We start from the raw sequence: 19200 nt of genomic DNA, 5'->3' as shown, positions 1-19200 counted from the left end.
TTGGTGTTGAGTGGCATAGTAAAATTGCTATGTTAAAAGTGAAAGAGACAACGAGAGTTATACCAAACGACTTCAGCATCGAGCGGTAAACTATGTTTTATATGGATAAAAAGAACCCGCTTAATTGCGGGTTCCTATTAGATGTTTAGTGGATAACACCACATACCAGACGAGCGCCACCGCCGCCTAAAGGCTTGGGATTATCGGAGTAATTATCACCGTTTTCATGAATCATCAATGAGCGGTTATGTAACTCTTTTAATTTAAGTTTTGGTGATAATACCGGTAAGGTGGCATCACCATTCTCATCAACATATAACGCTGGCAGATCACCTTTGTGACCTTCAAAACTCCATGGTTCAGCGTGTTGGCCTGTCTCGGAAGGATCATAATGACTACCAGCTGCACCGCCGGGCACTAATTCACCGTCTTTTTTCTTGGCGTCACAGGAAGCGATCTCATGCACATGGAAGCCATGTATGCCTGTTGGCAGGTTTTTTAAATCTGGTGTAAAAACGGTACCGTAAGGATGACTGCTGATAGTAACGGTGCCGACGCTTTCACCTGTTTTTAAATTGGTCATATCCACCGTAATATCATCTGCAGCAAAAGCCGTTGATGTCAGTAACAATGACGTTAGAAAAGCTGTTTTAAGTTTCATACCATCTCCTTTTGTGGTTGTAACAACTCACTATTCTGGACTGTCATTGTCAGGAGATGTTCCAATAGCATTGAGTCAACATAACATTAGAAGGCAATATCCAACGTGGCTGATAAGGCGTTATTCTGGTGGGAGTCTGCAAACTCCCCTGTGTAACCGACATTCAAAGACGTGCTTCCTGTCAGCTGCCCGGTAACCCCGAGAGCTAACTGTAAGCGATTATTATCCAGCTCCGGACCATCGATAGAAAAGTTTGATCCAGATATATTTTTAAAATTAGCATTCAGTGTTGAAACACTATCCATATGTTCATGCACATAGGCGATACTGGCAAAAGGGGTAAGAATCCGTTTATCCGCCATGTGGATATCGTGGCTTAAACACATACCAATAGAGGTCAACAAGCTCTCGTCGGTTTCTTTATCTACACTCAGGTTGGCTGCACCTGCCCCCTTCTCATTAAAACTATCTCGTGTGCTGTGCAGATAAGAAACACCGGCAAATGGTGTGAAAGCGGTGTCTGCGTTGAGTGCAAAGTCCTTACCCGCCTCAATCGTGACATTGACGTCAAAACTATCGTAATCGGCTTTAGCCGTACTAACCGAAGAGCCCATGGTAACCGTGCGTGAAGCATCCACTTTATGCAAACCAAAGCCAAGGCTAGCATTAACGTAGATCTGATCCTGTTGCCAACTACCGTAAGTGGCCGCTTGGTATGAATCGATAGTGCTGTTACCTGAATAAGGATCAACATCAGTGTGGGCATAACTGCCTGCGACCCCCATCACAAACTCATGCCAATCAGCATCAATACCAAATGCCAAGCCGCTGGTTTGATAGTCAGCACCGCGTGCGTTATGGCTATCATCAATGTCGTTAAAACTGCCAAAGCCCTGTGCCCACCAGCCTCGTTGTTGTGGCAGGCCGGATGCTGAACCAGAATTCATACCACTAACGTTGAACTGATTATTAAAGGCCAGTGAGCCAGATCCACTTTGACTGCCATGATTGAATAATAACTGATTAAACTGTGAAGCTACGGAACGGGTGATCAGTTGGTTGTTGCTGTGCTGAACACCACTCAAACTATCAAAAGCTTGTCTTGCAGCTAAACTGGATAAGGGCGTGATCTGACTTACTAAATCACTTAGCTGGCTAGTGTTGTTATCAATAGCCATTGCCACTGCTCGTTGGTTACGCGTGCTGGCCACATCACTAAAGTTAGTACTATTGCGAGTCAACTTAAGAAACACATTATTGGCATCATAATTCAAGGTCGGCGTTAAAAAGGCCAGATTGGCATTCACACTATCAAAGGTTGTACCACCCAGTCCGCCGGTGGCGGTAAGAATCGTATAGTCTGTGGCATACGCATAAGTGCCTGGTGCCGCTTTCACATTGACGATACCGCTGGTTAACGTGGCGCTGCCTGTTGCATCGATTTTATCGCTATTCCCTGCTGCATTCACTTCTACATCGTAGTTACCGCCGCCACTAAAATCCACATCTCCCGACACATTGATGGTGCCGATGGAATTACCGGGAGAAAAGGTACCGCCATTGATAAAGACATCACCCATGGTGCCAGTACCACCCAGCGTTCCGCCACTATTCACGGTAGTCATGGAATTACTTATTGAGCCGTTGACTGACAGGGTACCTGAGTTGACTGTTGTAGCCCCAGTGTATGTATTGATGCCGATTAAATTAAAAAGACCTGTGCCCTGTTTAGTGAAGCTACCTGTGCCACTGATAGCACCAGCGTAGCTTGATGCATCAGAACGATTAAAAATAAGCGAGCTATTGTTGATAACGTCGCCAGTACCTAAGGTTCCAGTCGTGCCACCATCGCCGATTTGTAGAGTGCCAGCAGAAATAGTTGTGATGCCTGAGTATGAATTATTTCCGGTTAAGATGAAGCTGCCAGCCCCTTGTTTAGTTAACTGACCACTACCTAAAATCACACCATTATATGTGGTTGAAGTATTGTCGGACCCTGTTGTTAGTGGTTGGCCACTTTTTATGTCGACCATTCCACCCGTACCTCCCAGTGAACCAATGGTTAAGCTCTGGCTATCGACGGCTAGGGTACCGTTATTCACGCTAACGGCACTATTGTTGCCCAAAGCTGATAGATTCCTAGTCATTAGCGTGCCATCAATGACTGTGGTGCGGCCAGTGTAGATGTTAGAGTTCAATAAAACGAGAGTGCCACCACCTGATTTAACTAAATCGCCAGTGCCACTTAGAGTACTACTATAGAAGCTTGTCGCATTTGTCCCTATATTCACTATATACACGCTGTTGTTGATGATGTTTCCACTGATAGCTAGACTGCGCGTTTCTAATGTTCCTGCAGAAATGGTTGTATCGCCAGTGTAGTTTTTAAAACCTGCCAGGATTAGCTTCCCATCGCCCAACTTGGTTAATGCATTAGGTGATACGCCCCCAAACATACCGACAATAGTTCTAATAGTTGCCGTATGATCAGCATTTGTCACGGTATATGTATTGACAGGATTAGCAAATAGAACTGCATTGGCATTATTAGTCTTGGTCAATAAATAGCCATCGGAATTAAATGTTATATCTCCGACAGACTGAGCGGAATCCAAAGTTACTGTACCGCCTGTGCCATCAAACACTGCATTATCACCGTCTCCCCAAGCTTGGTTAGTTGTGCCTGAAGCATCACTAGTCCAGTTGGTAGACGTATTCCAATTTCCCGAACCACCCACTGGAGACCCATTACCGCTGGTAGTATCTGTTCCATCCCAATAAAGCGTGTCTGCGGTGGCATAATGGCTCATTCCAAAATATATCAACGGCAACATAGTTTTGGTGAGTGATTTTAGTTTCCTACGAGGCGATTTTGTGAATATTTGGTTCGGTGATTTCATCTTATTTCTTAATTTATTTTTAAACGAGGTTTGTAATTAAAGGTGTCTTCATGTGCTGGTAAGGTCACACTCAATATTTTTTGGTTTTCAGTTTATTTATTATCTTTATTAATCAATTAACTACAGATAAAAATAACTTTCTTTTGTCACATGCATACCCTCTATTTGGCAAAATTAGCTTGCTTGATTTTGTATGTTGAGTTGGCAAAAACTGATCCACGACATCACCTAAAGGGCTTAGTAAATTTAGGTAAAGCAGAAAGTGTGTATGCATTTCTCATATCCGATTTACCTGTGTAATCCAGCTCATGTAGGCATTGCTCCTGAGGCTTTCCGCTTTGATTCACATGATGTTAGGCAATCTTTAATTAACAAACTCATTAGCGGATGGAGCATAAAGAAATTTGGCATTAAAAACTATCAGCCAAAAGTATGATTTTTGAAAAAAGTGGAATTTTGAAATATTGGAGAGAATAACTGACAAAAGTCTCTTGTAACCATTTGAGTTACGTGGACTCTGCCAGCCATGATTGTAAGATTTATTGGACTTTTTGCTTTCTGTATTTAGCCACTTTATGTCTGTTGCCACAAAGCGCCATACTGCACCAGCGTCTTTTATGTGTTTTGGTGCGATCTAAAAACCACAGTATGCACTCCTCGTGTTCACATACTCTGACCAGATTAAAATCTACCTCTGCTAATAGTGCAGCGGCTGCTTCTGTTATCGGAGCAAAAACTTGTTCGACCGTATCCTGCTTATAACAACGGTGTTGCTGCCATTGCCCTTCCGCATTTTTTTGCAGACGGACCCAGCTCAGCGATGCATCAAGAAAAGGTTCTAAAGACTTAATACTGTCTAGCGAATCCCCTTTCTTTTTTACCACCAGCTTACGAATGACTTCTCTTAACAATCTTGCAGTCTTGAGTAACTCGCCTTGCTTAAACGTTTTATGTGAAGTGAGCTTAATATTCGCTACAGTTTCCAACCAATAAATAACATCTTCATCCGTTTGCCAAAAATCGTCCTGCTGTTTATTCACGATAGCCACTGTATTCAACATATCCAATACAGGATGATCAGCAATAACAATAGGCTTTCTGGTTATATTTCTAGCGTTGGTCATACCTTCTCACTCAGTTTATTCACATAACATTGTAACCATTAAAAACACAATTGACTAGTTACATAAAAACTCACATACTGCACTGCACATGTAACCTGAAAAGTTACATTTTAGAAGTTACACAATAAAGGAGAGAAGAATGACTAAAAACAGACATCATCCTATTCGTTATAAATTTGTAGAGACTGATGGTGTGAGGTTGTTTTACCGTGAAGCCGGTGATGACAAATTACCCACACTCTTATTGCTACATGGTTTTCCAAGTTCATCACATCAATTCCGTGAACTCATTCCCTTGTTAGCTGATAAGTTCCATATTATTGCGCCTGATTTACCTGGCTTTGGCTTTACTGAGGTGCCTGCTACTCGCCACTACACTTATAACTTTGATAGCTTGGGCGACACATTGGTGAAATTTGTTGATACGCTGAAGCTGGATAAATACTCCATCTACGTATTTGACTATGGTGCCCCTGCTGGTCTGCGTCTGGCATTAGCTTATCCGGAACGTGTAACCGGCTTTATCTCACAAAATGGTAATGCTTATATGGAAGGTCTAGGTGATGCCTAGGCACCTGTTCAAGCATATTGGGATGAACCAAATGCAGAAAATCGTCAGGTAGTACATGATGCTATTCTTAATCTGGAAGGTACACGCTGGCAGTATGCTCATGGAGTAGAAAATGAGGAGTTGTTAGCACCGGAAGCTTATTATCTGGATACATTTTTATTTGAACGTGGAGGCAATAAAGAGATTCAGTTAGACCTGTTTCTTGACTATCAAAATAACCTGAAAATCTATCCCAAGTTTCAGCAGTTCTTTCGAGACACTCAAATTCCATCACTGATTATCTGGGGTAAACACGATCCTTTCTTTATCCCACCCGGTGCAGAGGCTTATAAGCGAGATAATCCAAATGCCGTGGTCGAGTTACTAGAGACCGGCCATTTTGCTCTGGAAACCCATGTTAGCTACATCGCTCAACGTATTCGTGAAGTTATCGGTGACGAATAGTTCTGATATACAAAAGCCGCTAGTTTTTTCTAGCGGCTTTTTTTATAGCTTTATTTGCGCAGAAGTTATTTCATATAGTGCTTTTTAATATAGTTAGTAATGACTTGTGCTGATTCTTCTATACTCAGCTTCTCTGTCTCAATCACAATTTCAGCATGTTCCGGTTCTTCGTACACATCACTGATGCCCGTAAAATTTTTCAGCTCACCTCGAAGTGCTCTTTCATAACTTCCGGTTGTGTCTCTTTTTTTACAGGTTTCAATATCCGTTTTCACATAAACAACAATGTTATTTTTCACCATATTTCTTAATGCTTTACGTGATTCTTTATAGGGACTAATAAAAGAAGCGACAGTGGAGATGGAATTATTTTGTAACGTTTTGATTAAGTGCCCCACTCTACTTAGATGTCTGTTACGTTCTTCTCTTGAAAAGCCGATGTTAGGAATTAGATCACGAATATCTTTGGAGTCTATTCGTTCGATGGGTATTTGCATTTTTTCTAATTCAACGTAAACAGCATCTGCGATAACTGTTTTCCCGGATGCGGGTAAACCTGTAAACCAGAGATTAAATGGTTCAATGCGCTTTTTCCCCCATTTGACTTTGTGCCATACCCGTTCATGGCCCCAGTAAAGCGCAATTTTCAATACACTTTCGAGCAACCCGGCCACAATAGCCAGATCAAGCCGACCAAAAAATATATAAACGATAATCACTGTCGTCGTCGTTGCCACAAGGCGCCAAGTTACACCTTTAATAATTGATCGCGTGTTGGTCTCTTTGAACATTCTGATTGCTTCCCTACTTTAATTTTATGTCTAATATCTGAAGTTAGTTTTCACCTGATTATTTCATCACTTCGTTGCAGAGAAACACAGCATTATCATCTCAATTTTACTAACGATTTGAATACTTAAATTTGACATTACATTGAAGGTCCATGCTCTGTCGCGATTAATTAAAACTCAAACAAAGCATGATAACCATACATCATGGATAAATAATCGTTGTATCGAATATGTCAGTCAACACGCCAAGAAAATTACTTGGTTTTAAATCGTTCACATTTTTAATCTGAAAAATTCGATTCTATGCATGAACTTTAAACACATTTAGTACCCAACTAGATAAGGAGGATAAGTTATGCAAAATTCAACCACCACTCTGCAAGGCAAAAAAATTGCGTTTCTCGTGACCGATGGTTTTGAACAGATCGAATTGACTACGCCTTGGGAGCAAATCAAACTCGCAGGCGCTGACTCGGAACTCATTGCACTCAAAGCAGGGAAAGTTCAGGGCTACAATCATCTCGACAAAGCGGATGCTTTTGGTGTCGACAAAGCTATCTCCGAGGTATCAGCCAGTGATTATGATGGACTGGTATTACCTGGAGGTGTCGCCAACCCGGATGCACTTCGAACTGACTCAAATGTTGTCAATTTTATCCGTGATTTTTTCAGTCAACACAAACCAGTTGCTGCCATATGCCATGCGCCTTGGACATTGGTGGAAGCCGATATTCTTAAAGGTAAGATGCTTACCTCTTGGCCAAGTTTAAAAACGGATATTCAAAATGCTGGAGGCACTTGGCTTAATGAAGAAGTGGTAGTCGATAATGGTCTTGTGACCAGTAGAAAACCCGACGATCTGGATGCATTCTGTAGCAAAGCTATTGAAGAGTTTGCTGAAGGTAAACATTGAGAACCTCAAGTCCACAAGGATAGTGGACATCACTTTTAGTTAAATCTCAATAAAGAACACCAGTACTTAAACTGGGTTTTCTGTCATTAACGCATGACCTATATCGTTTCAATTATCTGAGATTATCTCTATTTGTTCTGCTCGACAGGCTAGTTTACTCCTCAAATGTACGTACTGGATTCGTGAGATTATTCAGTCTTTAATTACTGACCACATAACAGCTTGAAATATCAGGTAGTTGACCCGAGCTGAAGCTGGTGTAGTAACTCCAGAATGTATTATCGATGGAACGTAATCTGGCGGGTGTATTTTCACTACGATAACGTGCCAACTGACCTGGTCCGCCGTTATAGGCGGCATAACTTGCTTTTATCAAATTATCATCACCACCGGGTTGTTCGTGCTCGCCACGGCGGATGGCGTAATCAATCATGTAGTGTGTCAAAATATCAATACCGGAATTCACGTTGTAGTCCACTTCATCAACCAGGCGGTCGAGATCGTAAACCTTACGCCACACCCGACCATTGATCTGCATCATACCCACCGCCCCCACTGCCGAACGCAATACTTGGGGATTTTTAGTCGAACCAGAAAACTGACGCCAACAGGACTCTTTCCATGCTGTCGCCCGAACAAGCGGGTCAAGTCGCTCTGTCAGTCTGGCAGGCATCTTTTTATTATTCGCCAACCATGACTTTGACTGTTCTTGTAATAAACTGGCAACCAAATCGAGATAATCATCAAGGTTGTCACGCTGTGGCACCATACCTTTTAAGGCTTCAGCAGGTGAGATGGTTGCAGCATGGGCAACTGGCATTAACCAGCTACCTAATAAACTCACCGTTTCAACGAGACTTTGTGTGACTTCGATGGTGGTGGGTGCAAACTTCTTTCCGGTATCAAAACCAAACAGGTCACGAAAATCTTCGTCCACCTCTAACGGTAACGGTGTAAATCGCGGTGGTGCAGTTCCAGCCAGTAACAAGCGAGCAAGTCTACGCAGACCATCCCGAGTAATTTCCAGACCATATTCAGGTCCAAGTGCATCTAGTGCACGAAGCGCGTCACCACCAGCAATAAATGCAGCTAGTTTGTAATCGACTTCCAAGCCTGGCGTATCCATTCCTTCAAGCTCACTCATCAGTGGGCGTAAGCGTTCCCACGTGGTTAAAAATAACTCACGAACAGGATCAGACTCGGGGTTATCGGTTGTCAGCGCCTCAGCAATCGCATACCTTGCATCCAGCAAAATGGCGAGCAATTCCATTCTTAACACATGAGAGTCGGTTGACTCAGCCAGTACTGAAATAATTGTAGTCAAGAAGCCATCGAATTCATCTTCAAGCGTTTGCCATTGTGCGGCTTCATCGGCATCTAAAACCGGCTCAGAATATTTATGACTCGGGTCAGATGCCCGAACCTGAAAAGCGATCCATGCTTTTAAACCTGTTTCTTCTGTCTGGAGACGTGAAATATGCGTGCGTTGCACCAAGGATTGCTCAACGCTTTGTGTGCTATTTGGCCCTAGTAACTGTTCTATTAAACCATCCAACTCATTAAGCGGCCCACCCAGATCAATTTTCACTGTTTTCATTCGTGGCAGCACCAAGGCATCCGCAATCACCTGTACAGGTTTGCTTAGAATACCGGGGCTATTATCGGGGCGTGATAATTCAATCGATGTGAGAATAAACTCTATTGCAAGGCCAGACTCGGTCACTTGAGGCATCAATTTTAATGCCAGACGCCCTTGCCATGGTGTTAACCCTCGGCAGGAACCAAATACTCGGACTCCGGTGGTTGCCGCTACAGCCATGTCAACCGACAGTTTGTCATCCTCTGTGGCCATCTTCATATCGGATAAATCAATGCGATTGCATGGATCTTGCCCGAGTGTCGCTTTGCCATTCTCATCAAATTCAAGGACGCGACTTATCGCCGTCTGAAGGTGACTGGTTTCAGCCAGAAGCGGGATTTCAACTTCGCCCGCAGCCAATGCGCTCGAACTGTATAAAATGCAAAGCAACCACCCAATGCGTATCATTTGATATTCCAATGATTAAATGCGTCATGACTTGTCAGTCAATGCCTGAACCAGAAATTGGTTTGCCATATTATGCCGTTCTTTTTCTACAACGGATATGAATTTTATCGTTTCAATTCAATATAAAAACCGCCTATCAAAAGCTAGCATCAGAGCTATCTCGTTAACCGTTACAGAGCAAACGCAAAGCGTTTCTTAAGCACATTCTCCAGTAATGAATCACGCTAATTCTGGCATCTTCCGTCCCTCAAACGTCGCCTCAAATCCAGCCAGACGTTTATGGATGGATTGCAACTCAACGATCGTCGCCCAGGAATTAACTAAGTATTGAAATGAACTTGAGACCTGCCCGAATGCCGTCAGGATTTGTTGCAAGAGACCAAACGTGATGGCCCCCGCGGCAATGGTTGGTATCAAAATCACATAGACAAAAATATTATCGGCTTGCAGATAGCTGTAGCGGAAGATATCGAAATAGCAATAGTGAAAGTAAAGACGGAAATAGTTTTTCCTGACGTTGCCGAATAACTCTCTGAGTGTCGGTGGTTGAGCACGATCAGCATGGTCTTCACCATAAACCAGCTCTTTACGATAGGCCGCCTCCACACGCTGGTTTTTGAAATAAAGACCAGGCAACTTAGCACCGGCAATAGCCACCACCAAAGTACCGAAAATTGACCAGGCTAGCGCCGCATTAAACAAAGGTGCCGGTATTTGACCAATTAATGGAAACTCAGTGACATATTTCGATAAGGCAAATAATACGGGTAAGAAGGCAAACAGTGTCATCACTGATTCAATGATTTTGACACCCAAGTCCTCAACAATGGAGGCAAAACGCATGGTGTCTTCCTGGATACGTTGCGAAGCACCTTCAATATTTCTCACTTCTTCCCAACGAGACACATAATAATTATTCATCGCTGTGCGCCAACGAAACACATAATGTTTGACGAAGAAGTTTGTCATCACCAGCACAATAATGGCGACAAAAGCGATGGAAGCGAAATCTATAATCAGTCCATATAAAAGGTCTGAGGTGACACTCCCCTCCTTACTCAGTGCATTTTGCACGGCATCAAAAAACGGGCGTCGCCACTCATTAATGGCAACCATGACCTGAACTGAAAAGTAAGTTGTAAAGAGAATCAGCTGGGAACCGACAACTGACCACCACTGCCAGCGATGCGGTGAATACGTGAACCAGAACAAAGCAAAGACAGCAGAGACAAACAGGTAATAACAGTAAAACCAAAGGAACTGCGGTGTCACAAAAAAACCGACGCCGATAACGGGCTCGGTCTCACCATCCGGCAAATTAAATCCTAACCAACGCCCGATATCGTCACCTAATAGATACCAAAAGGCCACCACAATGGCTGTCCAGATAAGTGCTGATAGAAAAAACAGTTTAGGCTGAGGGAAAAAGGAACGAAACACAGAGGTAAATCCTTAAATAAAATTAACAGTTAATTATATCGGGCTTGAACCCAGCAAAAGACATTTTCGACCGCGATGTTATCGAATAATTTCCCTATTTGTGCTTATCACTGCATCCATACAAGAATAGCGGTAGCAGAAAAATGTCATTTTGTGTTCGAACTAGCGTACAGGAACAATCTCTTCCAAAGTGCATTTGCCATCCGAAATTTTTAGCTTATTCAGCTTTGCCTTACCACCAGATTGTTTCAGGCCCTGTCTAATCTCAAGCAATTGCTCTTTTTTCATGGCTTGTGTGTAGGGAATGGTATTACCGCAATAATGATGTAGTGTTTCAGTTGTTATTTCGCCATCTAGAACACGAGGCGTGTTGACCCCTTTAAATCTGAGCGTGAGATAAGGCACTTGCACGTCCAAATCACCTTCAAAGCTAAAGCCCTCTCTTTCCTGAATGACTTTTTGCTTCTCTTTTTCTCGTTGCTCAGCCAGTTCCTGTCGCGTCGCCAGCACGTCAAAATCAGTAAAGGTACAGTGCAACCGTTTATTGTTTAAATAGACTTGATGGACATTAAGCAGCCTGACCTTTGATCTCAAATACTGTTCAGCAAACGCCTTCATTTCATCATACGAATAGTCCTTGTCGAGAAAATAAGTAGAGCATAAAGTATTTTTTGTCCCTGACATATTCACTTGCAATGGCATATCCGCGTCAAAGGCCCCGGTGTTGGTATAAGCTGAAAGCATTATTTTGTATAAACTTTCGTCGTGCCTGAAGAAGATTTGATCACCTTTCCAATACCCGTGAGCGGTAGCCATCACACCTTCAACATTGCCAAGATTTTCTTTTCGTATATCGCTAGCATGAGTATTCACCGAACTTAAAGAAAAAAGCACGACCGGTAATAACAGTTTCAACATCACATATTCCTCTATTATTTATTCGCAGTTAACATCATAAGAATGGTGTCATCCTTCCATATCCATTAGATTAAACGTATTTGATTAACTGAGTGTTGAGGGCAGTTGAGCGAGCAGATTAGGTGAGCAATCTGCCTCATTCATATTGAATCTTACAAATAAGTAACAGCCTATTTGCCATCAATCTATAACACTTTTGCTTACAGTGTCATTACTGATAAACATAATGGTTTAGGCGTACATCTAACAGTACTGTCAGTGCCGGGCCAGCCAGCAATATGCACTAAACCGTAACCTTATGATTTATATGAATTTGCACATTTCTCACTTACCATTAAAATGAATGCATTGACTTAATCTTGTCACCACACCATTAGCTAAAATAAAAAAGGATTCTTTTATGAAGCAAAATCGATCAGATGTACCTATCTTGGTATTGCTAGCTCTTTTAATGTGTTGTGGTCAGGTGAGCGCACAGGATAAAAGTGAGCGTTACTATAACGATTTGAATGACTTCATTTTGCATGAAGGCAAAGGATTCACCACCATGTCTTCCTTTTACTCATCAGGCAGTCAATGGTGCTCCCATCCTTATGTCAGAGTAGTCGTTGAGTTCGACAATAAAGCAGTCAGACAGTCGGTTCTGACTTCTAACCCTGCTACTTACTTACAGCAAACCATCATTCCTGAAATCAAAAAAATATGTCCGAAGTTTCCTCATGCTGCCTTGTATAACAAACAGGTGATAGATTTTAGATTTAGGCCTAAGCAAGGTGGCATTGCTGATGAGCGTATCAACCCTGACAGATTAGGTTTCAATATAGATGATCAAGGCCAAGTAAAACTGACTAAAGATCTGGCCTATAGAAATTGGAAGGACGTCAATAAAGGATCATATGCTTTTGAACAAGAAAACCACAACAATACTAATCGGTCATTGATAACGGGCGTCGAAACGCTTATGAAAGCAGTAAAAGTTGCTATTCAAAAAATCGAAAAGCCACTGCAAAGTGCATTGCAACGACGTGAAGATTACAAACAGTTCTTTGCCAACACAGCAAACCCAATATTTTTTGAAGCACTCAACTTGAATGAAGACGCGATAGCTTATTTCAATTCCGCATTAACTCATAATAAACAAGCCCTCTCATCTCTCAAAAATGCTCATTCGCAGTACAGTGATTCATCAGGCTCCAAATCGAGCTTAGCAAAAGGTGCTCAATACATGGAAGACTTCAAACAATTTAGAAAACAAGCTAAATCATTTGAAGAAATGGCTTGGGAGAAAGCCCTACAAGGCGATAAAAAAGTGAAGGAAGGCTACCAGGAAGTCATGAAACAAAAAGAACAACAATAAGATGACTCAATCTTATAAAACAGATTACTCAGTTGCAAAACAGCTATGATTTCCATCACCCGAACAGAATATGCGTTCGCCACCATTGATGCGTCTACCCGTGAATGGGAGGCAATCAAAGCGATTGTTCGATACTGTGCTAACAATTATCGAAACACCGAATTACTATATCGTATCCCTGGCCCGGAAGAACAGCGGCTTGATAAGCTTCAGTCATTAAGTGAAATAATGGATCATGTCTGGGGGGCTCCTCCGCATGAGGATATCTATAGAGATCAGCTTTTCCTGATCACTAATTGTATTACAGATACAGACGGTAAGGCCCTTCCTGATGTTGACGATGAATTGCATGCAAATTTAGCTGAGCAAATGTACAGCTTGGGCGTTTACGATATTTTCAATGACGACAATGTCAGCGATGAACAATGGGCATCATGGCAGATTGAGCGGTCAATCCATAATACAAAAACATGGATTATCAAGCTCCATTCCAAACAAACAGATAAAGCTGGGCAGCCCTATGTACAACATCCTCTACGTGTACATATGCGATTACAAAAACTGTTTCCAGATGCAGATGAAGATGTGCGTCATGCCGCCCTGCTACATGATGTGATAGAGGATTGTGGCATCACTCCTCAGGCATTACGAGAGCGAGGTTATTCGGACAAGACAATCCACATTGTCGAGACTGTCACCAAACAAGCTGATGATGGGCTAACGTATAAACAACGCATTCAACAGCTGGCCAAGACGGGTCCATTAGGTGCAATCCAAGTCAAACTGTGTGACCTGATCGACAACACAGATCCTGAAAGACTTAAATCCCTCCCTCCTGAAAAAGCAACATCACTTTCCAAGCGTTATTCAAAAGCCATTGAAATACTTCAGTCACACCTAGATAACTCGGATTAAGCAGATTCAATGAAAAAGGAACGGATAAATGTATGTATTCTCAAGCTTACTTAAAGGCATATAAATGAAAAAATCAGCCAATGTGATGTACTCATTAATAGCGGTCTTTGTTGTCAGTTTCGGTCCGAAGGTGCTAGCTGAACCAAAAGAGCTGACATTTGAAGTTGAACCTGAAGTGATTAAAGCAAAGGCACGTGAGGGACAATTTCTACCAATCCCCGTGCTAAAAAAACCGCTGGATTACCAGACCTTTTGGAGAATGTACGATGAACATCTCAAAAAGCAAAAGGCGGGTATTCATATTGCCGTTATTGTTGACGCTAAAAACGAAAACTGGCCGGACAAAAACACCACGATGCACATTAAACAGGTTCACAACTTTGCTAAAAAAGCCATGACTGGTAGTAAAAATCCACAACAACCAGGCTACGCAGAATTATATGGTGCAAGAATCAACAAAATAATACCCGTTATCTATGATCCCAAAAACCAAAAACCAGCCTCAATAAAAATCGCTGATGGTCAATACAAGAACATCAATGTCCCCGTTTCAGTCAATGACATTATCTTGTTAATCAATGATTATAACCCTGCTGAGAAGAACAATGGGGCATTCATTAATACCGTTGAAGAATTACAAAACCATCTGGACGCCGATCTGAAAGAAGGTTGTCACATGATGTCAAAATCACAATATTTAGAACAACTACTAGTACAGATTAAGCAATTAGACTCAGAGCTTGACGATTTATATGACCACAGAAAAGAATTAAAAGAACTACAAGAGCAGTTACCTTATATTAATGAACATTAAAGTCTGAAGTTAGTCAGTCTAATCCTAAATCAGCTTGTAGTAGTTTACTCCCTAGACTCATAAGTCCTATCACTTAACTTACAGGACAGCACCAAAATATCTTCTTTTTTGAGATGGTCAAAGGCAGCCTCTTTTAGATCCTTTGTCATGAAAGACTGTTCAAAAGGCATCACTTTGCAATGATTTTCCTTAGCAAACGACGCTAACGCAGATGAGTCATCCTTATCCTTTTTCACCTGCAGAGCCAGAGCCACGCCAGGATTGACACAACACCCTATCCAATCTTCAAGATACTCATGCTCTAAAGCCAACAACACCCCACCTAATACCGGTAACGGCTTGTTGGCGATGTAGATATGATTGTAATCGGCAACAATATCAGGTTCATTTTTGATGATGTTATGTTGTTTAAGCGTCTCTAATGCTTTTTGAGTTTCTAATGATGGTTGAACGTTTCCTGCTGAGGCTTTAAGAAGAGACATTAAGGCTTGCTCTGATGATGCCAAAGACATGACCGGACACAGCAAAAGCGCTAATAAAATCACCCTTTTCATAGACTCACCTCATCATTCAACTGCATAGTATTTTTCATATGCGCTTAGCTGGTCACAACAACAACGGCCAATGCATACAGTATTAGCACCATAAAGCCTTCAAAGCCAATATTGCCAATACCATTTCGCTTCCTACGCAATAAACCTAGTAGAAGAACCGTACTCATCAATAAATTAATGGTCAGTATGAATGCCGTGTCTTGTGTTGTGGCGTGATAGATTGAGCCATCTTGATAAGCAAAGTCAGAAAAGGCTAAAAACAACACATCGAAACTGTTTCCACCAATAATATCGCCAACAGCTAATGTAAGCGCCCCCATCCGAACAGCAAACAAAACCGTCACTAATTCAGGTAGTGACGTGGCAACAGAAGTAAATAGCGTCCCAACCACTGTCTCGGAAAGCCCTGTGATTCTGGCGATGGCAATACCAGTCTCACCTATGCCATAACCTGCAAAAGCAATAGCCACAGCATAGCCACTAAATTTCCACCATAAAATTGATAACTTACCTTCTGGGATGGATGTCTCACTTTCTGGCTTGGTCTCTTTGGTTTTCGAAGCAAACCAAAGTGGTTGATGTTGAGTATCGGAAATTAGGCGTAAACCAAAGCCATAAGACAGTAATAAAATGATAGACACGGGATGAATGGCAAAAATAGTGACATCGGGCCCCGTTAATCCCACCAAGGCAATCGACAGCAGAGCAATCAACAAAGTGCATTGAACTAAATTTTCAAGTGAGGCCGCTGCGTGCTCCAAGTTAGCACGGCGGTAAATCATATCAGCGAATATTAAAAAGGTCGTTTGTGCAGCAATGCCGCCCACCGCATTACTGACAGCAAGATCCGCATAACCTTGCCAAGCTGTGCTCACTGACGTGATGATGCCCGGTAGTGAAGTGGTACCGCCCAAAAGTACGGCACCAAATAAGGCAGATCCTATCCCAGTACGTTTTCCCAAGGCATCAGCTAACCGAGTGATACGCACACCAACAAATAAAATAATAATGGTACAAATAGCGAAGCTAATGTAGGTAGCTGCTGGCCATCCCACGAACAAATCAATCATGAGAGAGAAAAGCCTGTTAATTTGATTGTGTTATTTCGCACTTTCCGCACCTCATATGAGCGTTAGCTTATTGTGTGAAATGATGAATACTTGATTAAGCGATTAGTTTACTTATTGATTTTTAAGGACCAGTCAGCATCTTTGATAAACACCGCTTCTACTAGTATGCAGACTAAAGTTCTTTTATGTTAGCCCTATCAGTGATAATAGTCTGAACATAGGGCTGGACGGCGTTCCCTGTCAACATATTGCATCAGCAACATACTTTTCTTAATAATTTTACTGGCGAGGAAGTTCAGAAGACTTGTATTTGACCGGTACCACTTCCTCTCCTTTCTTGTTTATGTAGCCCCATAAGCCACCTTCGAGTGCTTGGTGGCCATCTTCCATTGGAGTAAGAATACAACCGTTACAGACAAGGGCCAAACCTTCATGAAATGGCCATACCCAATCATAGTCAGGTGAAAGTATCAACTCAAAATGCTTATTATAGAATTCGATTTTCCCGTTTTTCTGGGGGCGAGTTAATCCTTCTTGAAAATAGTCAGCACCGTTATCGTAGAACATGACAGGCAGAAATCTGCCATCCGGTTTCACGTAGAAATACTGACCAGATATGAAAAATACCGCCAAATCTTCAGTTCCAAAATGAAGTTTCTCTCTATGCTCTGGTGATATTCGCAACACACCAGCGGCATAAGAAGCACAGCTATCAAACACTTCCCATTCTGGATATTGATACTTCTCAGTCTTCTTTGGAAGATAACCACAAGATCCAAAGTCTTCAGCCTGCACTGAGCCAATAAAAATCATGATGAATGTTGAGATGACTCTTTTCATAGACCTTATAACCCCGGTCGCAAAGGTCAGCGTTAGCGAGTCCAGGCCGCGCTTCTTACAGCTGATTTTGCCTACCTTTTAGGTGTGTTTAAGTACATATTTATTAAATAGTTTGATTATGCCAAAAAATAACCCAACATAGATAAAAGAGAATATGAAGCCGGTTATTGGTGCAAAAGTTCGCCCTGTATCTTGAATGTAACGATTCATTGCTTCTTCTGCGTCAGAGGTAAACTCAGCATCGGAAAAACTTCCATCCTTATCTAAATCGTAAGAATCAAGCTCTTGTTTAAGTTGATAATTGGTAAGCTCGGCTGAACCAACTATGAACACATAAAGAATGACGCAACTAATACCTGCAAGTTTACCTAAACCTTTTACAGGTAAAAGATTTTCTTTAGATAGTACATAAACTACAAACGGCAATCCGAATAAAAAAAGTAGATAAAGTACAGCTTCAATTTGCATAGTCAGAACACCTAACGCCTATCTTAGATCAACGTTAGATCAAGGTAATAGATCATAGATCAAGGGGTCAGCTACTGACGGATCCCCACAAATAATCTAGTCATAAACTGGCACCTGCATCAACAACTGTATTTTTTTATTCGCTGCTTCCCATTCTCGTTTTTTTAATCGTAATCGTCGATCTCGAAATGCTCTCAATCCAATATATTGATAGGATAAAACAGACCGTGTTTTAATCGAATTCGCTTGATAACCAAGATGACTTTTAGTCAGTGTCATGACCATTCCAAGCAAAAATAGAACGTATTGAGCTAGCATGGCAATCAGTAATAAAACACAGAGATAATGTAACTTGCGTGTTTTGCTTACATTAAAGTTGAGCCCTGTTTTTAAGTCTCGAAAGCTTTCTTCAATTTGCATTCGTGTTCGATAGAGTTTCACTACCTTTTTGGTATCTCTTATTTTATTACACGTTAATGAAGTGGCGAGTAACCAGGGCTCTTGCTCACGGCTGGCATTAGAACGTGAGTTGGAACTGGCACGTGAACATTCACCTGTTGCTGTGAGCTTTTTACGGCCTTTGCTTATTTGTTTATAAACGACAAGATGCGTTATAAAGCTGTTCTTAGGCCTCATCCTATATTGGCCTAAATACTTTTCTCGTGTGGTGGCCTGTTGATAAAGTTCACGTGTTAAAAACCAGTCATCCTCCTCGTGTTGTTGACACATGGTTTTGTTTCTAACCCGTCCAACATAATCCCAGCCTAAGGAAGTAATGAGCTGAAACCAAGGTAGTCGGAAACCCGCATCACTGACGATAATAGGTTTAATATCAACCGGCAACATGGCTTTAAGTCTTTCCATAAACTGTTTATGAATAGTGGGTTTGTCTTTTTCAGCTACGGTATAGATTTGCTCGTGCAGGGTCAGTGAGCGGCCATCAATTGCCACTGATGCCCGTAATAAAAAGTGTTGTTTGCGAGGATCTAAATCAGACCAGTCGACCAAAATAACGGGATGAGTTTGTTGACCAATTAACCGCATCGCCAAAGCCGAATAAATGGCCCCGATTTCATGGTAAAGATGTGGATTACTCACGAGACGCATACTGCGTTTTATTTGATGTTTCTCGCTTGTTTTACTATCAATATTACGGCCAATAGCGGTAATGGATAGTTGACTACCTGACACTACACTACTTAATACCGCACATAAGCTGGCTCGTCGAACTTTATGCATGCTGGGCGTGACATCATTTAAGAATGTATTCAAAATAGTGTGGGCTCTCATGGTATTTCCTGATTTGATAAGTGTGGTGACTGATCCGATCGTTAAATATCGTGAGAGTTCCTTTTTTTGGGTTTTAGTTCATT

18 protein-coding genes are annotated in these 19200 nt (G+C 41.8%); 6 read left to right on the top strand and 12 right to left on the bottom strand.

Translation table 11 applies throughout. The features are described from left to right. Window positions 1-145: 145 nt before the first annotated feature. The 3 genes from sodC to B3V56_RS12960 form a co-directional block, all read right to left on the bottom strand. The gene (gene sodC / locus B3V56_RS12970) at window positions 146-661 is read right to left on the bottom strand and encodes a superoxide dismutase [Cu-Zn] SodC (RefSeq protein ID WP_289282096.1); all 516 of its coding nucleotides are present in this window, start codon (window positions 659-661) and stop codon (window positions 146-148) included. Window positions 662-747: 86 nt separating this feature from the next. Then, complete coding sequence (locus B3V56_RS12965; protein WP_289284381.1) at window positions 748-3471, bottom strand: autotransporter outer membrane beta-barrel domain-containing protein; 2724 nt, start codon at window positions 3469-3471, stop codon at window positions 748-750. A gap of 629 nt (window positions 3472-4100) precedes the next feature. Further along, on the bottom strand, window positions 4101-4685 hold the full coding sequence (locus B3V56_RS12960) for a CGNR zinc finger domain-containing protein (RefSeq protein ID WP_289244684.1): 585 nt from the start codon (window positions 4683-4685) through the stop codon (window positions 4101-4103). A 139-nt stretch (window positions 4686-4824) separates the two neighbouring features. Between B3V56_RS12960 and B3V56_RS12955 the strand changes: the two genes are divergently transcribed. Further along, window positions 4825-5256 (top strand): alpha/beta fold hydrolase, encoded by a 432-nt coding sequence (locus B3V56_RS12955; protein WP_289284380.1) that lies wholly within the window; start codon window positions 4825-4827, stop codon window positions 5254-5256. 120 nt (window positions 5257-5376) lie between these two features. After that, complete coding sequence (locus tag B3V56_RS12950; protein ID WP_289284379.1) at window positions 5377-5700, top strand: alpha/beta fold hydrolase; 324 nt, start codon at window positions 5377-5379, stop codon at window positions 5698-5700. A 65-nt stretch (window positions 5701-5765) separates the two neighbouring features. Here B3V56_RS12950 and cysC read toward each other — a convergent pair whose 3' ends face one another. Then, on the bottom strand, window positions 5766-6491 hold the full coding sequence (cysC, locus tag B3V56_RS12945) for an adenylyl-sulfate kinase (RefSeq protein ID WP_289284378.1): 726 nt from the start codon (window positions 6489-6491) through the stop codon (window positions 5766-5768). Window positions 6492-6846: 355 nt separating this feature from the next. On the opposite strand from cysC, the gene B3V56_RS12940 reads away from it, so the two are divergent. Then, window positions 6847-7404 carry a type 1 glutamine amidotransferase domain-containing protein gene (locus tag B3V56_RS12940; protein WP_289282090.1) on the top strand — a complete coding sequence of 186 codons (558 nt, stop codon included), beginning with the start codon at window positions 6847-6849 and terminating at the stop codon, window positions 7402-7404. 199 nt (window positions 7405-7603) lie between these two features. Here B3V56_RS12940 and B3V56_RS12935 read toward each other — a convergent pair whose 3' ends face one another. The 3 genes from B3V56_RS12935 to B3V56_RS12925 form a co-directional block, all read right to left on the bottom strand. After that, window positions 7604-9451, bottom strand: coding sequence for a lytic transglycosylase domain-containing protein (locus tag B3V56_RS12935; RefSeq protein ID WP_289284377.1), 1848 nt, complete (start codon window positions 9449-9451; stop codon window positions 7604-7606). Between the two features lie 219 nt (window positions 9452-9670). After that, window positions 9671-10891 (bottom strand): peptide antibiotic transporter SbmA, encoded by a 1221-nt coding sequence (sbmA, locus tag B3V56_RS12930; RefSeq protein ID WP_286304339.1) that lies wholly within the window; start codon window positions 10889-10891, stop codon window positions 9671-9673. Between the two features lie 162 nt (window positions 10892-11053). After that, window positions 11054-11806, bottom strand: a complete 753-nt coding sequence (locus B3V56_RS12925; RefSeq protein WP_289284376.1) for a hypothetical protein — start codon at window positions 11804-11806, stop codon at window positions 11054-11056. 403 nt (window positions 11807-12209) lie between these two features. Here B3V56_RS12925 and B3V56_RS12920 point away from each other — a divergent pair, with 403 nt between their 5' ends. The 3 genes from B3V56_RS12920 (at window position 12210) to B3V56_RS12910 (ending at window position 14895) form a co-directional block, all read left to right on the top strand. After that, entirely contained in the window at window positions 12210-13166 is a 957-nt protein-coding gene (locus B3V56_RS12920; protein WP_289282085.1) for a hypothetical protein, read from the top strand. A gap of 45 nt (window positions 13167-13211) precedes the next feature. Then, entirely contained in the window at window positions 13212-14081 is an 870-nt protein-coding gene (locus B3V56_RS12915; protein WP_289284375.1) for an HD domain-containing protein, read from the top strand. A 64-nt stretch (window positions 14082-14145) separates the two neighbouring features. Continuing rightward, window positions 14146-14895, top strand: coding sequence for a hypothetical protein (locus B3V56_RS12910; RefSeq protein WP_289282083.1), 750 nt, complete (start codon window positions 14146-14148; stop codon window positions 14893-14895). A gap of 44 nt (window positions 14896-14939) precedes the next feature. On the opposite strand, the gene B3V56_RS12905 is transcribed toward B3V56_RS12910, so the two are convergent. The 5 genes from B3V56_RS12905 to B3V56_RS12885 form a co-directional block, all read right to left on the bottom strand. After that, window positions 14940-15449, bottom strand: a complete 510-nt coding sequence (locus B3V56_RS12905) for a hypothetical protein (protein ID WP_289284374.1) — start codon at window positions 15447-15449, stop codon at window positions 14940-14942. Between the two features lie 44 nt (window positions 15450-15493). Further along, window positions 15494-16519 (bottom strand): sodium:calcium antiporter, encoded by a 1026-nt coding sequence (locus B3V56_RS12900; RefSeq protein ID WP_289282081.1) that lies wholly within the window; start codon window positions 16517-16519, stop codon window positions 15494-15496. 279 nt (window positions 16520-16798) lie between these two features. After that, window positions 16799-17359, bottom strand: coding sequence for a WG repeat-containing protein (locus B3V56_RS12895; RefSeq protein ID WP_289284373.1), 561 nt, complete (start codon window positions 17357-17359; stop codon window positions 16799-16801). A gap of 78 nt (window positions 17360-17437) precedes the next feature. After that, on the bottom strand, window positions 17438-17827 hold the full coding sequence (locus B3V56_RS12890; protein ID WP_289282079.1) for a hypothetical protein: 390 nt from the start codon (window positions 17825-17827) through the stop codon (window positions 17438-17440). Between the two features lie 96 nt (window positions 17828-17923). Further along, complete coding sequence (locus B3V56_RS12885) at window positions 17924-19117, bottom strand: IS4 family transposase (RefSeq protein WP_289284372.1); 1194 nt, start codon at window positions 19115-19117, stop codon at window positions 17924-17926. Window positions 19118-19200: the final 83 nt, after the last annotated feature.

The organism is Methylophaga sp. UBA2513, assembly GCF_002341285.1.
GTDB lineage: Bacteria > Pseudomonadota > Gammaproteobacteria > Nitrosococcales > Methylophagaceae > Methylophaga > Methylophaga marina.
The sequence above is the reverse complement of the archived record's forward strand: the minus strand, read 5'-3'. Positions and strand labels throughout refer to the sequence as shown.